Below are 13,871 nucleotides of genomic sequence, written 5' to 3' on the forward strand. Positions count from 1 at the left end.
ACCCCCGGGTCCGAGCCCTGGGGCTCACCCCACGGGGCGGCCGCTCTGCATGTGGACCATGCGGATGGCGCGCTCCATGAGTTCCCCCTGCGCGGAGCGCTTGTCGTTGGGCGTGGCGGCGGTGCGCCGCCGCCACGTGCCGTCCGAGGCCAGCTCCCACGCGCCGCTGGTGTCCACCATGCAGCGCTCCACCACGTCGCGCACCTGCGCGGCCAGGGTGGGGTCCTCCACGGGCGCCAGTATCTCCACGCGGTGGTCCAGGTTGCGCGGCATCAGGTCCGCGGACCCGATGTAGCAGCGCGACGTCGCGCCCCGGTCGAAGGCGTAGATGCGCGGGTGCTCCAGGAAGCGGCCCAGGTTGGACACCACCCGGATGTTCTCCGACACGCCCGGCAGGCCCGGCCGCAGGCAGCAGATGCCGCGCACGTTGAGCTCCACGCGCACGCCCGCGCGGGACGCGTCGTAGAGCGCGCGGATGATGCCCGGGTCCACCAGCGCGTTCATCTTCATCAGGATGCGCGCGGGGGCCTCCGGCGTGTGCGCCGCGACCGTCTTGCGGATCTCCTCCATCAGCCCTTCGCGCATGGTCAGCGGCGCCACCAGCAGCTTGCGGAAGGAGCGCGGCCGGCCAAAGCCGGTGAGGAAGTTGAAGACGTCCGCCACGTCCGCGCCGATGTCCGGGTCCGTGGTGAACAACCCCAGGTCCGTGTAGAGCCGCGCCGTCTTCGGGTTGTAGTTGCCCGTGCCGATGTGCACGTAGTGCCGCACCCGCTCGCCCTCGCGCCGCACGATGAGGATGGCCTTCGCGTGCGTCTTCAGGCTGGGAATCCCGTACACGACGTGCACGCCCGCCTCTTCCAGCGCGTTCGCCCAGCGGATGTTGGTGCGCTCGTCGAAGCGGGCCTTCAGCTCCACCATGCACACCGCCTGCTTGCCGTGCTCCGTCGCGCGGATGAGCGCGGGCACCAGCGGTGAGCTGTCCGACGTGCGGTACACCGTCTGCTTCAGCGCCAGCACGTCCGGGTCCTCCACCGCCTCGCTCACGAAGCGCTCCACCGACGTGGTGAAGGACTCGTAGGGGTGGTGCACCAGCAGGTCGCCCCGGCGCATCGCGGACATCACCGTGCCCCCGCCGTCCGGGGACTCGTTGTCCGTGCGCAGCCGCGCCTGCGTCACCGGCGTCCACGGCGGGTCGCGCTGCTCGGAGAAGCCCGGCGTCATCGCCAGCGACATCACGTCCGCCAGGTCCAGCAGGCCGTGCTCCTCGTACACCTGCCGGGGCTCCAGCGTCAGCGCCTCCACCAGCGGCTCCAGCAGCTTCGCGTTCATCCCCGCCTGGATCTCCAGGCGGATGACGTCCCCGAAGCGGCGCTGGCTCAGCTCCGTCTCCACCGCCTTGAGCAGGTCCTCCGCGTCCTCGGACACGGTGAAGTCCGCGTCGCGCGTCACGCGGAACAGGCTCCAGTTGAGGACCTCCATCCCGGGGAACAGGTCCCCCAGGTGCTGCGCGATGATCTCCTCCAGCGGCACGAAGAGCGTGCCCCCCTTGAGCGGCACGAAGCGGGGCAATATCTCCTTGGGCACCTTCACCCGCGCCACGCTCTCCTCCTCCGCCACCGGGTCCCGCAGCAGCACCGCGAGGCTCAGGGACAGGTTGGAGATGTACGGGAAGTGCCGCCCCAGCCCGATGGCCAGCGGCGTGAGCACGGGGAAGATCTGCTCACGGAAGCGCTGGTCCACCTGCGCGCGCTGGTCCGCGTCCAGCTCCTTCATGGACAGGATGCGCAGGCCCTTCTCCGCCAGCGCGGGGCGCAACACCTTCTCGAAGCAGTCCGCGTGGCGCCGGCCCTGCTCCAGGATGCCCGTGTGCAGCTTGTCCAGCGTGTCGCCGGGGGACGCGCCGTCCGGCACCAGCCGGCCCACGCGCGCGGCGATCTGCTCGTGCAGCCGCGCCACGCGGATCATGAAGAACTCGTCCAGGTTGCGCGCGTAGATGGAGATGAACTTCAGCCGCTCCATCAGCGGCACCTCCGGGGACTCCGCCAGCTGGAGCACCCGGTCGTTGAAGGCCAGCCACGACAGCTCCCGGTTGAAGAACAGGCCGCTGTCCGGCACCTCCGTGCCCGGCGGGACGACGTCCCGGTCCAGGGTCTTCTGGGCGGTGTTTTTCGCGGCGGCGCGCTTCGCCATGACGTGTGACTCCTCGAGATGAAGCCTCAGGGTGTGCCCTCTAGCAGTCCGGCACCGCGCGAATTGTGAACTTGCACGTCTGGCCTGGAACCGGACATCCGGGCGTATCCCACCCTGGACGACTCCGGCAGCGGACAGCGGGGCGTACGGGCTGTGGACTCCCCGGCAGTCCATCGCTTGAATCCGGCGCGGACTGACGGCATTCAAGAGGGGTGAGCGCTCCCAATCCCCCGCTTCCCTCCGTTCCAGACGGTGCCCCGGCGGACACGTCCCCGGACGCCCTGTTCACGGCCTTCCGTGAGGGGGCCCAGAAGAAGTCCGGCCGCTTCACCTTCACCTGGTTCGTGGCCGCCGCGGTGCCGGTGGTGCTCGCGCTGGGCTTCCTCGGCCTCTGGCGCGCGAACGGGACGTCCTTCTCCGTCGTCACGCCGCACGGCATCAAGGTGCTGCGCGCGGGCATGACCACCCAGGAGGTGGGGGGCCTGCTGGGCAACCCGCTCACGCTCCAGAAGCAGGGCGCCCAGGACTGCTACCGCTACGGCCGGCCCAACTTCGTGAACGAGGTCTTCGTCGTGTACTCCGTCTGCTACGAGCAGGGGCAGGTGCGCGACGTGCTCACGCACCAGTACTCGGCCTGGCAGATAGACCCCGCCACGGGCACCTTCGTCGCGCCCGGGCAGCCCGCCGCGCCCAAGAACCCGGCGGGGTAGCGCTCAGCCCTCAAGCGAGCCCTTCCTCGGCGCCCTCGAAGGTCACCCGGGCCTGCGTCATCACGTGCTCCACGGCGAGCAGGTGCCACGCGACGTCGGTCATCTGCGCGGACGCGGCCGGGTCCAGCATGGACTCGCGCAGCTGCGCCTCGGTGATGCCGAAGGGCTCCGAGGACTCCTTGAGCAGCTCCAGCGCGGCCTGCGGCGTGAGCTGGAGCTTGTCCCGCTGCGCGATGGCGCGGAGCACCAGGGCAATCTTCAGCCGGCGCTCCACGTCGTCGCGGATGCCCGGGTGGTGCAGCCAGCCGTCCAGCGCCTCCTGCTGCTCCTCCAGGCTGAAGAACTTCTGCGCCAGCACCTCGCCCTCCGCCTGCTGCCAGCGGCGGCGGATCTCCTCGTCCACCAGCGCCTTGGGCACGGTGACGTTGGAGCGGGCGACGATTTCGTCCAGCACCCGGTTGCGCGCGTCCACCCAGAGCATGTCGGCCATCTCGCCCTCCATCTCCTCCACGATGGAGCTCATGACCTCCTCGTGCGTGGAGCCGCGGCCCAGCTGCTGGAGGAAGGCGTCCGACTCCGTGTCGGGCATGCGCACCTCGCGCGCGGCCTTCACGTCCACCAGGAAGCGCGCCGGCATGCCGCGCAGCTGCTCCGCCGGGTAGTTGTCCGGCAGCACCAGCCCCACCTCCACGCTGTCGCCCACGCTGGCCTCGGCGATGACCTCCGCGAAGCCGGGCAGCATCACCTGGGGGGCCAGCTCCATCCAGTAGCCCACGCGGGTGCTCAGCGGGATGAGGCGGCCGTTGGCGTAGCCCAGGATGTCCAGCTGCACGTCGTCGCCCATGGCCAGCGCCTCGCCCTCCGCGCGCGGCCGGGCCTCCGCCTTCGCGCGGGCCAGCTCGTGGAAGCGCTCCAGGAGGTCCTCCTCCGTGAGGTCCTCGCCCTGCGGCACCCGGATGTTCAGGTTCTCCAGCGAGGGGGCCTTCACCTCCGGCAGGTCCGCCTGGTGGCCCAGGCCGGGCGCGACGGGCAGCCGCTGCACCAGCTGCCGCACGGGGGCCTCCACCGGGGCGGCGGGCGCTTCCGCGGGCCTGGAGCTGGCGGGGGGCTTGACGCTTCCGGAAGGGGCGGCGGCGGACTTCGCCGGCTTCGCCGGGGCGGAAGACGGGCCGGACGCCTTGGCGGCCGGAGACTTCTCAGGGGGGTTCTTCTTCGTGGCCACCGGAGGGCCTCCTGGCAGGTAGCGACCGTGGTCCCAGAGGGGATTGAAACGAGCGCGTCTCACTCGGCCACGGTGCCTACCAGAAAAGAGCCCTCCGGGGACATCCCCGGGCCTTGTAGCCCGGGGCCCTCACGTCACCGCGTCCGCTCTAGCCGAACAGGCCGCCGACGAAGCTGGAGACGGCGGAGACGGCGGCGCCCACCTGGCTGACCACCGGGATGTTGGTGGCGGCGGCGATGGAGCCCACGGCGGTGATGACGCCCGTGACCTTCTTGGTGGTGCTGGCGTTCGGGTCGCGCAGGGTGGAGATGGCGTTCGCCGTGTCGAAGGCGGCGATGGCGATGTTGGCGCCCGGGGCGAAGCGGCCAGCGGCCTTGGCCAGGGTGCCCCCGGCGGCGCGGGCGGCGGCGGTCGCGCCGGCCTTGGCGGCGGCCTTGCCACCCTCGGACAGCGCGGCGCGGGCGGCGGCGCGGGTCGCGGTGCCGGTGGCGACCTTCAGGGCCACGCCGGACTCACCGACGGCGGTCTTCAGCGCGGTGCGCACGCCGCTCTTGATGGCGGAGGAGGCGCCCCCCTCGAAGGCGGCCTTGGCGGCGGCGCCGGCGGCGGCGCGGGCCAGCTTGGGGCCGGCGCCCGGGACGGCGGCCTTGAAGGCGCCGCTGGCGGCCTTGTACGCGCTGCCGAACTTGGTCACGTCGCGGGCCAGCTCCAGGCCGCCCTTGACGGTGCCGACCGCGGTCTTGCCGGCGGTGGCGACGGAGCCCAGCGCCTTGTTCCAGTCCTCGCTGGAGCCGGAGCGCACCGCGTTGCGCACGTCACCGATGGCCGTGCCGGCCTGGCCCACCAGCTTCACGGCGTTGGTGATGGTGCCCACCGCGCCGCCCGCGATGCCCAGCTTGCCCTTGAGGTCCAGCTTCGTCTTCGGGTCGGTGGCCTTGGAGACCAGCTTGTCGACGTTGCCCTTCAGCGTCGCCTTGAAGCCGTCCGTCTTCAGGCTCTTGACGTTGTCGAAGCCGTCCTTCACGGCCGTCTTCACCTTGTTGAAGGTGTCGTAGCCCTTCTTCGCCTGCGTCCCGATGTCCTTCGCCGCCTTGATGGGGTCCTGCTGCACGTGGCGGATGGTGTTGCTGACGGCACTGCGGGCGCGGTCGATGAGGCTCATTTCGGGGCTCCCTCGTCGGAGTTCGAGGAAAATTGGGAAGGGCTGCGGACGACTTGCCGGGATTATCGCGCCGGCCCCCGATCAGTTGCGTAGCACCTCACATCCGCTGAGAAGGTGGGTGGAAGTCCCCGGTTGTGGCACGGCGCGTCAGCGTCCGCGGCAGTCCGGGTCCGCGTCATCGGCCCGGCCATCCGCGTCATTGTCCGCGCCGTCGTGGCAGTGGCCGGCCTCCGAGGAGACCCACTCGGTGACGTGGAGGGTGTAGCGGATGGGGGTGTCCTGGTCCGGCCGGGCCATGCCGTCCACCACCACCAGCACCGTCTGCCCCTGGGCCAGGGTGAGCTTCAGCGCGGGGGCCCCCTGTGTCGTGGGATGTGGGTTCGCGGCGCAGCCCAGCTCCGTGCCCCGGCAGCCGGTGAGGAGGTACAGGGCGTGGCCGCCCGCGTCCGGGTCCCCGGCGGGCGAGGTGTCGAAGACGAAGGTGCCGGCCTTCGGTGCCGTCCAGAGGTGGGCGCGGTCCTGCTGGAGCAGCGCGCCGCAGGTGCCCTGGAAGCCGTCGCCGGAGAGGGCGGTCTCCCCCTGGAAGGTGACGGGCAGGGCGCTGCCCAGGTCGTGGTGGGCGCAGCCCTGGCCCTTGCAGCGGGGGTCGTCGCGGCACTCGGTGTCCGCGCAGTCCACCCAGCGGTCCCCGTCGTTGTCCATGTTGTCGAAGCAGGCGCCGGCCTCGCTGGAGCGCAGCTCGTCGATGTGCAGCGCGAAGGAGCCCTGGGTGAAGGACCCGCCGGCCACGGCGTCCACCGTCACCAGGACCCGCTGGCCCTTCGTCAGCGTCACCGCCACGCGGGCTCCGCCGCCGTAGCTGATGCCGTCCGACGCGCACGCCAGCTCCTGGCCGCCGCAGCCGTCCGCGTACACGGCGATGACGGAGCGCACCGCCGAGCGGGCCGTGTCGAAGGTGAAGGTGCCCGCGCGCGGCGCCGTCCACAGGTAGCCCCGGTCCGGGGCGCCCGCGCCTCCGCAGGAAGCGGCGTGGTCGTCCCGGGCCTCCACGGTGGAGCCCGTCAGCGACACCGGCAGCGCGCTGCCCAGGTCGCGGTCCACGCAGAGGGGCTCCGGGGGCGCGCAGACGTTGGGCACGCCCGTGCCGGCGCAGGTCTCCGGCGCCGCGCAGGTGCCACACTCCAGCGTGCCGCCGCAGCCGTCCGCCACCTGGCCGCACGTCGCGCCCAGGAAGCCGCAGGTGGCGGGCCGGCAGCCGGGCGCCGCGCAGACGTTGGCCACGCCGCCCCCGCCGCAGGTCTGGCCGTCCGCGCACGCGCCGCAGTCGAGCATCCCGCCGCAGCCGTCCGCGACCTGCCCGCAGTTCCTGCCCAGGGCCTGGCAGGTGGTGGGCGTGCACGCGGCCTTTCCGCAGACGTTGGGCACCCCGGCGCCGCCGCACGTCTGGGCCGCGAGGCAGCCTCCGCACTCCAGCACCGCGCCGCAGCCGTCGGACACCCGGCCGCAGTCCTTGCCCAGGCCCGCGCAGGTCACGGGCACGCAGGTGCCGGTGCCGCAGACGTTGGCCTGGCCCGCGCCGCCGCACGTCGCGTCCGCCGCGCAGGCGCCGCACTCCAGGACGCCGCCGCAGCCGTCCAGCACCTCGCCGCAGTTCCTGCCCAGGGCCTCGCAGGTGGCCGCCTGGCACAGGGGGGTGGCGCAGACGTTGGCCACGCCGCCCGCGCCGCACGTCTCGCCCGGTCCGCACGCGCCGCACTCCAGGACGCCGCCGCAGCCGTCGGACACGGGACCGCAGTCCTTGCCCAGGGCCTCGCAGGTGGTGGGGACGCACGGGGCGCGGCCGCACACGTTGGCGGTGCCGCCCCCGCCGCACGTCTCGTCCGGTCCGCACGCACCGCACTCCAGGACGCCGCCGCAGCCGTCCGCCACCTGGCCGCAGGTCTTGGCCAGCGCCTCGCAGGTGGCGGGCACACAGGCCGGGGGCCCGCAGGCATTGGGCACGCCCGCGCCGCCGCAGACCTCCGGGGTCGCGCACGCGCCGCAGTCCAGGACGCCGCCGCAGCCGTCCTGGAGCGCGCCGCAGGTGGCGCCCCGCGCCGCGCAGGTGGCGGGGACGCAGGGCATGGGGCCGCAGACGTTGGGCACGCCGCCCCCGCCGCACGCCTGGCCCTCCGCGCACTCCCCACAGTGCAGCGTGCCGCCGCACCCGTCGATGGCGTAGCCGCAGTCCAGCCCCTGGGACTCGCACGTCATGGGCGTGCAGAAGGACGGGGGCTTCAGGCTCAACAGCTCGGAGGTCGCGTCGTCAGGCAGCGTCCGGCCGCACGCCGTCCACACGCCCAGGAGGACCACCCATCCCGCCAGCCAGCCCGTCCGCCCCATGCTCCGTTCCCGCCACCCGTGAAGGGCCCGTCATCGGCCCCGGGTCGGAGGGTGGGGATCCGCCCGGTGCCCGCGAAGCGGTGGCAAGCCCCGGAGGGCCTCCAGCGGTCGGAAAGGCGTCACTGTCCCACCCCGCCCGCCGGGAAGGCGCGCACTGGTGGACACGGGACGGGCCAGGGAGGGGGGTGGGCGCGGTGGCGGGGGACCCCCACCGTGAACGGACGCGGGGGGCGAACGGGACACGTCCGTCCGGCGGGGAAGGGACACCCATGGCAGGTCCCAGGCGCATGGCACGGGAGGACGGGTGGGGGCTCGGCGCGAGCCTCGTGGTGGCGTTCGTCCTGCTGATGGTGGCGGTGGGGGCGCTCCTGCTGACGCGCGCCGCCGTGCAGTCGCGGGTGGTGGAGCGCTCCATGGACCTGCAGGAGGTGGGGCAGCTGGGGCGGGCCTTCAGTGACAAGGTGTCCCTGGCCAACAGCGCGTTGCTGGCGGGCGGACAGTCGCTCGTGGAGGACACCACGCGGGCCCGGCGGCGCTTCCTGGACACCGAGGAGCGGCTGCGCGCGCGGCTGGACTCCCCGGAGGACCAGGCGCTGGTGGGCGAGGTGCGCGACGCCGAGCAGGTGCACGACGCCGCCCTGCGCGCCCTCCTGGAGCACCCCACGCCCCAGGAACAGAAGCTGGCGCGCGCGCGGCTCTCCCGGGCCCATGGGCGGGTGCGCGAGGCGCAGGCCGAACTGGAGCGCAAGATGCTGGCGAGGCTGGCACGGGAGAACCATGCGGCGTTGCTGGCGGACCGGTGGGAGACGGTGCTGCTGCTCCTGGCGTCCCTGCTGGGGCTGGGGCTGGCGTCGGCGCTGGCGTGGGTGCTCCACCGCCGGTTGAACCCGCTCCGGCGCGAGGCGGCGGCCAGCGCGCACCGCTTCCAGGCGCTGGTGGAGGGCGTGCGCGACTACGCCCTGGTGCTGCTGGACGCGCGCGGGCGGGTCGCGAGCTGGAACCCGGGCGCGGAGCGCATCAAGGGCTGGAGCGAGGCGGAGATATTGGGCCGCCCCCACTCCGTCTTCTACGCGTCCCAGGAGGCCGCGACGGGCGTGCCGGAGCGGGAGCTGGCCCGGGCCCTCCGGGAGGGGCGGCTGCGCACGGAGGGGTGGCGCCAGCGCAAGGACGGCTCGCGCTTCTGGGCGGAGGTGTCCCTCACCGCGCTGCGCGACGAGGACGGCAGACCCCAGGGCTTCTCCGTGGTGACGCGCGACATCACCGAGCAGCGGCGCAACGAGCGCGTGCAGGAGCTGCTCGCGGAAGCGGGTCGCGTCTTCCACCAGTCCCTGGACCCCGACCTGAGGGCGGCGGAGGTGGCGCGGCTGCTGGTGCCGGAGGTGGCGGACGGCTGCATCCTCTACCTGCTCACCCCCGCGGGTGAGCTGCGGCCCCGCGCGGTGACGCACGTGCAGCCCGAGCGCGAGGCGAGCCTGTGGGAGGCCCTGCGGCGCTTTCCCCCGCGCGCGGGCATGCCCCCGGCCGTCTGGGAGGTGATGCGCACCGGGCGCTCGCGGATGGACGTGCAGGTGGAGCCGCGGGACGTGGAGGCCTCCGCGGAGACCGACGAGCACCTGCTGCTCATCGAGCGCGTCGCCATCGGGTCGTCGATGGTGGTGCCCCTGCGCGCGGGCAACGAGACGCTGGGCGCCTTCGTGCTGCTGACGGCCCGGGGCCACCGCCGCTTCACGCAGGCGGACCAGGTGCTGGTGGAGGAGCTGGCCGGCCGCGCGGCGCTGGCCCTGGTGAACGCGCGGCTCCTGCGCGAGGCGCGCGAGGCGGTGGACCTCATCGCCGTCACCGCGCACGACCTGGGCAATCCCTTGCATGCGCTGCAATTGCTGCTCAGCAAGGTGCAGCGCGCGCGGGAGGCCAGCCGCGACGAGGACGTGCGGCAGGGCCTGGTGGCGGCGCGCGGGCAGGCGCAGCGGCTGGGCCAGCTGCTGCACAACCTCCTGGACCTGTCGCGGCTGTCCTCCGGCAAGCGGGTGCTGGACGCGGCGCCCGTGGACCTGGGGGAGCTGGCGCGCGAGGTGGTGGAGCGCTTCGCGGAGGCCGCCGCCCAGGCGGGCTGCGACCTCAAGCTGGAGGTGGAGCCCGGGCAGGTGGGGCAGTGGGACCGCATCCGCCTGGACCGGGTGGTGACGAACCTCTTGTCCAACGCGCTGAAGTTCGGCCGGGGCCACCCCGTGACGGTGTCGGTGTCCGCGCTGGACGAGGAGCACACGCGGCTGCGCGTGCGCGACGAGGGCGTGGGCATCGCGCCGGAGGCCCAGCGCCGCGTCTTCGAGCGCTTCGAGCGCGAGCGCACCCGGAAGGCGGAGGCGGAGGCCGGCTACGGGCTGGGGCTCTACATCGCCCGCCAGCTCGTGGAGGCGCACGGCGGCGTCATCCACCTGGAGAGCGTGCCGGGGCGGGGCGCCACCTTCACGGTGGACCTGCCGCGCATCCCCCGGCCGGTGGAAGAGGCGCCCAGGGCGGAGGCCTCCTCGCTCCAGCAGTGAGGCCGCCGTCGGTCCGCTACAGGTGCAGCGACGGCACGGGGGCGACGAGTCCGGGCTGGATGGGGAAGTCCGAGGGCAGCTTCTCGCGCTCCTCCAGCCGCTCGAACTCCAGCGAGTCGTGCGCGCAGAACACCGTCACCTGGTCGCCGTGGCGCTGCACCAGCTCCCGCAGCCGGCGCAGGTTGTACCAGCGCATCCACCCGTCCTTCTGCATCAGCTTCTGGTAGCCGCGCAGACCGGCGGTGCAGCGGTAGCGGTCCAGGTCCATCTCCCCGTGGTAGAAGTACGCGTCGCCCGCGTGCAAGAGCCACCCGTCCCCGGTGTCGATGGCCACGCCCGCGTGTCCCAGCGTGTGGCCCACCAGCGGCACCATGAGGATTTCGGGCGGCAGTCCATTGAGCTCGCGCACGCAGTCGAAGCCGAACCAGCCCTCGCCGCGGTTGGGGACGTAGGTCTCCCAGCGCGTCTCCTTGGACCACTGCATGGGGCGGAAGCGCGCGCGGTCCAGCCAGCTCTTCTGCGCGGTGGCCACGCGGTACTCGTCCGCCAGCACGTGCACGCGCGCGTGGGGGAAGTCGTCCAGGCCGCCCGCGTGGTCGAAGTCCAGGTGCGTGAGGACGATGTCGCGCACGTCGCTGGCATGGAAGCCCATCCGCTCCAGCTGGCGGATGGCGGTGGCCTCCTCCGCCAGGGCGGGGCGGCAGAGCACGTCGCGGAACAGGCCGTTGAGCCGCACACGGGGCGCGTACACGTCATTGAGGCCGAAGCCGGTGTCCACCAGCACCAGGCCGCGCGGCGTCTCCAACACCAGACAGTGGCAGGTGAGCGCCGCCGGGCCGGTGAAGCCGCGCCGCCCATCCATGAGCCGCCGGCCAGGCGGGCACATCGTGGTGCAATTCAGGTGGTGGATGCGCATGGTGGCTCCCGGTCCTCGTGAAGGGGGCAGCCGTCCGACGCCAGCGGGTGAGCCCGCCGCGGGAAGCCGCCCATCCATTCGTTCAGGGCAAAAGTGCGCCGTGGTCCCCCTGGGAGGAATCACCACACCCGCGACAGGACGGGGGCTCGCCCGCCTGGGGGGCTGCGGCAGGGCTTCTCAGGGAGGGGGAGGCTGCCCGGCTGCCTCACCGTCGAGCGGTGGGGCCGACCTCAGCACCAGCGCTTCGCCCGGAGCGACGCAGCGGTGCTCCACGCCCCGGGGGACGATGAGCAGCTCGCCTTCCTCCAGGTCCACGGTGTGCTCGCGCAGCTCCACGCGCAGGACGCCCCGGGTGACGAGGAACAGGACATCCCCCGTGGCGTGCCGGCACCAGGGGCTGGTGCCCGTCAGCCGCACCAGGTGCATGGGCTGACCGTGGAGGGTACCCACGGGCCGGGCAATGCCAGGCGCCGGCAGGTCGGTGGAGGCGTGGGCCAGGTTCACCTTCTCCACGACGGGAAGGGACGCGGGGGCCGGCGCGGGATGGGCCGGAGGCCGGCGGCGCGAATCCCAACGGGGGGGACGGCCGCCAGCGAGGGGTGGGGTCCGGAGAATCGTGCTCATGCGACAGGGACTCCTTCAGGGGGGACGCGGTCCCACCCCCTCATGGGTTGTCTTGCTTTCTGCCAGGGTCCGGGCCTGTGTTTCACCCCCTGCCGCGAGGGCCGGTCCGGTATCCGACGGAAAAGCGCCCGTAAGATAGGGTTTGCCCCGTCGATATGCCTTCCACGCCGGTGCACGCCGGGCCGCTGGCCCTGCGGGAATGAGGATCGGGCCCGGCCCCGGGGCCTGGATGGCCACGCGGGACACCGTGAGGGCCTCCGTCCCGGGTCGAGCGCGAGGGTGGGCCCGGACGCCGCGAGGAAACACGGCGCCCGGGTCGCAGCGATGTGTCGGGTGGAAGGTGTCGCCTCACAGCCATGAGCCGGCTCACCCGTCCCGTCGCACGGCCCGGTAGGACTGGGCGGGATGCTTGGGGTTATCGGGATGGGTGCGTTCGAGGAGACCCTCTTCGACCATGGCCTTGACAAATTTGGATGGCAGCTCCCCCCGATCCGCAGCCAGGGTCTGTCCCACGTTCACCCGCAGCGTGACGACCACGGCGCCGGTGACCTCGGCGAACTCGGGGGCGGAGAGCCCGGCAGCACGGCACATCTCGGCGACACGGTTCGTGCCCCGGCCCCATTTCTCGATGAGCCCTGCGCGATAGAAGACCTCCGCGATGATGGGATTGCGCTGCACCGAGAGGTGCGGACGTGTAAGCGATTCAGGCGTGATGCCTTTGGGATATCGCCCCGCGCTCCAGATCTCTACCGGGCCGGCTCTGCATCATCCGGGCCCGCCATGTTCCGTTGTTCTTCCCTCCGAAACGCCGCCTCGCACACGCGCGCGGCGTACGGACCGGGACCGTGCGTTTCCACGGTGAGACGGTGGGCCCTCGGGTGTTCATCACGGAGGACCTTCCTGGAAATGACCGGCCCACGGGCGAAGCAGTCACGTGAAGGCCATGCGGCTTTGACAAGAAATTCAAGCAAACCTTTATTCACAATGATTTCACGGTGATGTCTGATGACCGCCTTCCCCCAAGGAAAGGCCGGTTCCCCATGCGTTCACCGCTGCGCCGTCTTCCCCCTGTCCTGAAGTTCGCGGCCGTCACCACGGCCCTGACGTGGCTGTCCGCCTGCGGTGAGGGCGTGCTGGATGAAGAGGAGGCGGTGTTCGCGCAGGGCCGTCAGGCGCTGTTGAACGGCGTGGGTTCGTCCTCGGCGCGGGCGGCGCTCACGAAGCGCTGGGCGCCCATCCACTACCAGGACGTGGACGTGACGGGGTCGCACTCGCTCAGCGGCAAGTCGGACTTCCTCACCCGCGTGGACTTCGACGGGGACTGGAGCGGGACGAACAACTGGGACAACACCGGCTCGCGGGCGCTCACCGCGCACGCGTACCAGTCCGTGGTGGAGACCTCCACGCACTGGTACCTGCTCTACACGTTCTTCCACCCGCGCGACTGGTCCGACTCCCTCTTCGACACCGAGCACGAGAACGACGGCGAGGGCGTGCTGCTCATCGTGAAGCGCGACGGCAGCGAGTACGGCGCGCTCGTCGGCGCGGTGACGGTGGCCCACAAGGACTTCTTCTCCTACGTGCCGTCCGGCAGCCCGCTGGCGTCGGGCTCGGAGTCGCTCGACGGCACGCTGTCCATGGCCTCCTTCGAAGGACTGCCGCACCCCATCACCGCGCAGGAGGCCAAGGGCCACGGCCTCAAGGCGTGGCCGTACTTCGACATCAACGGGGACGGCGTGAAGTACTACCCGTCGCTCACGCTGGCGGAGCAGCCGTCGTCCGCCACGGACGCGGACGTGCGCTACAAGCTGCTGGACCTCTACAGCCCCACGGACGGGCTCTGGCCGCGCCGCGACCTCACCACGCTGTTCGCCTCCGACGGCACGTTCCGGGGCGACACCAGCGGCGGCTGCGGGCTGGTGGCGGGCAACTGCGGCACCAACTCCGCGAACGCGCCCTGGGGCTGGGACGACCAGGACGACGGCCCCATCCTGCGCGGCGAAATCGCCAAGGACCCCGCGAAGCTGGCCGCGTACTACTTCAGCCCGTCGTCGCAGTTCTCCAGGACGTACACGTTCAATCCCTTCCAGAACATCGGCAATCCCGACCAGCCGTGAGCGCT

At 72.3% G+C, this 13,871-nt stretch carries 10 protein-coding genes; 3 read left to right on the forward strand and 7 right to left on the reverse strand.

Features of this window, described 5'->3' with window-relative positions:
* Positions 1 to 24: 24 nt before the first annotated feature.
* Positions 25 to 2,190: a polyphosphate kinase 1 gene (gene ppk1, locus AABA78_RS33970; RefSeq protein ID WP_338269578.1), complete on the reverse strand. Its 2,166-nt coding sequence runs from the start codon at positions 2,188 to 2,190 to the stop codon at positions 25 to 27.
* Between the two features lie 212 nt (positions 2,191 to 2,402).
* On the opposite strand from ppk1, the gene AABA78_RS33975 reads away from it, so the two are divergent.
* Positions 2,403 to 2,900 (forward strand): hypothetical protein, encoded by a 498-nt coding sequence (locus AABA78_RS33975; RefSeq protein ID WP_338269579.1) that lies wholly within the window; start codon positions 2,403 to 2,405, stop codon positions 2,898 to 2,900.
* Positions 2,901 to 2,910: 10 nt separating this feature from the next.
* Here the strand turns inward: AABA78_RS33975 and AABA78_RS33980 are convergent, their stop codons facing one another.
* The 3 genes from AABA78_RS33980 to AABA78_RS33990 all read right to left on the reverse strand — a co-directional run bounded on the left by AABA78_RS33980 (position 2,911) and on the right by AABA78_RS33990 (position 7,666).
* Complete coding sequence (locus AABA78_RS33980) at positions 2,911 to 4,122, reverse strand: trigger factor (RefSeq protein WP_338269581.1); 1,212 nt, start codon at positions 4,120 to 4,122, stop codon at positions 2,911 to 2,913.
* Between the two features lie 148 nt (positions 4,123 to 4,270).
* The gene (locus AABA78_RS33985; RefSeq protein ID WP_338269583.1) at positions 4,271 to 5,284 is read right to left on the reverse strand and encodes a hypothetical protein; all 1,014 of its coding nucleotides are present in this window, start codon (positions 5,282 to 5,284) and stop codon (positions 4,271 to 4,273) included.
* Positions 5,285 to 5,431: 147 nt separating this feature from the next.
* Entirely contained in the window at positions 5,432 to 7,666 is a 2,235-nt protein-coding gene (locus AABA78_RS33990) for a tryptophan synthase alpha chain (RefSeq protein WP_338269584.1), read from the reverse strand.
* Positions 7,667 to 7,935: 269 nt separating this feature from the next.
* Between AABA78_RS33990 and AABA78_RS33995 the strand changes: the two genes are divergently transcribed.
* Positions 7,936 to 10,209 carry a sensor histidine kinase gene (locus tag AABA78_RS33995; RefSeq protein ID WP_338269585.1) on the forward strand — a complete coding sequence of 758 codons (2,274 nt, stop codon included), beginning with the start codon at positions 7,936 to 7,938 and terminating at the stop codon, positions 10,207 to 10,209.
* 16 nt (positions 10,210 to 10,225) lie between these two features.
* Here AABA78_RS33995 and AABA78_RS34000 read toward each other — a convergent pair whose 3' ends face one another.
* From AABA78_RS34000 to AABA78_RS34010, 3 genes are all read right to left on the reverse strand, one after another.
* A complete protein-coding gene (locus tag AABA78_RS34000; protein ID WP_338269587.1) occupies positions 10,226 to 11,125 on the reverse strand; it encodes an MBL fold metallo-hydrolase in 900 nt (299 codons plus the stop codon).
* A gap of 177 nt (positions 11,126 to 11,302) precedes the next feature.
* Positions 11,303 to 11,749, reverse strand: a complete 447-nt coding sequence (locus AABA78_RS34005; protein WP_338269589.1) for a cupin domain-containing protein — start codon at positions 11,747 to 11,749, stop codon at positions 11,303 to 11,305.
* Positions 11,750 to 12,115: 366 nt separating this feature from the next.
* Positions 12,116 to 12,493 (reverse strand): ATP-binding protein, encoded by a 378-nt coding sequence (locus tag AABA78_RS34010; protein ID WP_338269672.1) that lies wholly within the window; start codon positions 12,491 to 12,493, stop codon positions 12,116 to 12,118.
* A 296-nt stretch (positions 12,494 to 12,789) separates the two neighbouring features.
* Between AABA78_RS34010 and AABA78_RS34015 the strand changes: the two genes are divergently transcribed.
* The gene (locus AABA78_RS34015; RefSeq protein WP_338269591.1) at positions 12,790 to 13,866 is read left to right on the forward strand and encodes a hypothetical protein; all 1,077 of its coding nucleotides are present in this window, start codon (positions 12,790 to 12,792) and stop codon (positions 13,864 to 13,866) included.
* Positions 13,867 to 13,871 lie beyond the last annotated feature (5 nt).

The organism is Corallococcus caeni (assembly GCF_036245865.1).
Taxonomy (GTDB): Bacteria; Myxococcota; Myxococcia; order Myxococcales; family Myxococcaceae; genus Corallococcus; species Corallococcus caeni.

Bases quoted from the DNA above. Each gene is read 5' to 3' on its own strand.
- AABA78_RS33990 (WP_338269584.1), bottom strand. From the start codon at position 7,666: ATGGGGCGGACGGGCTGGCTGGCGGGATGGGTGGTCCTCCTGGGCGTG.
- AABA78_RS33995 (WP_338269585.1), top strand. From the start codon at position 7,936: ATGGCAGGTCCCAGGCGCATGGCACGGGAGGACGGGTGGGGGCTCGGC.
- AABA78_RS34005 (WP_338269589.1), bottom strand. From the start codon at position 11,749: ATGAGCACGATTCTCCGGACCCCACCCCTCGCTGGCGGCCGTCCCCCC.
- AABA78_RS33985 (WP_338269583.1), bottom strand. From the start codon at position 5,284: ATGAGCCTCATCGACCGCGCCCGCAGTGCCGTCAGCAACACCATCCGC.
- AABA78_RS34000 (WP_338269587.1), bottom strand. From the start codon at position 11,125: ATGCGCATCCACCACCTGAATTGCACCACGATGTGCCCGCCTGGCCGG.
- ppk1 (WP_338269578.1), bottom strand. From the start codon at position 2,190: ATGGCGAAGCGCGCCGCCGCGAAAAACACCGCCCAGAAGACCCTGGAC.
- AABA78_RS34015 (WP_338269591.1), top strand. From the start codon at position 12,790: ATGCGTTCACCGCTGCGCCGTCTTCCCCCTGTCCTGAAGTTCGCGGCC.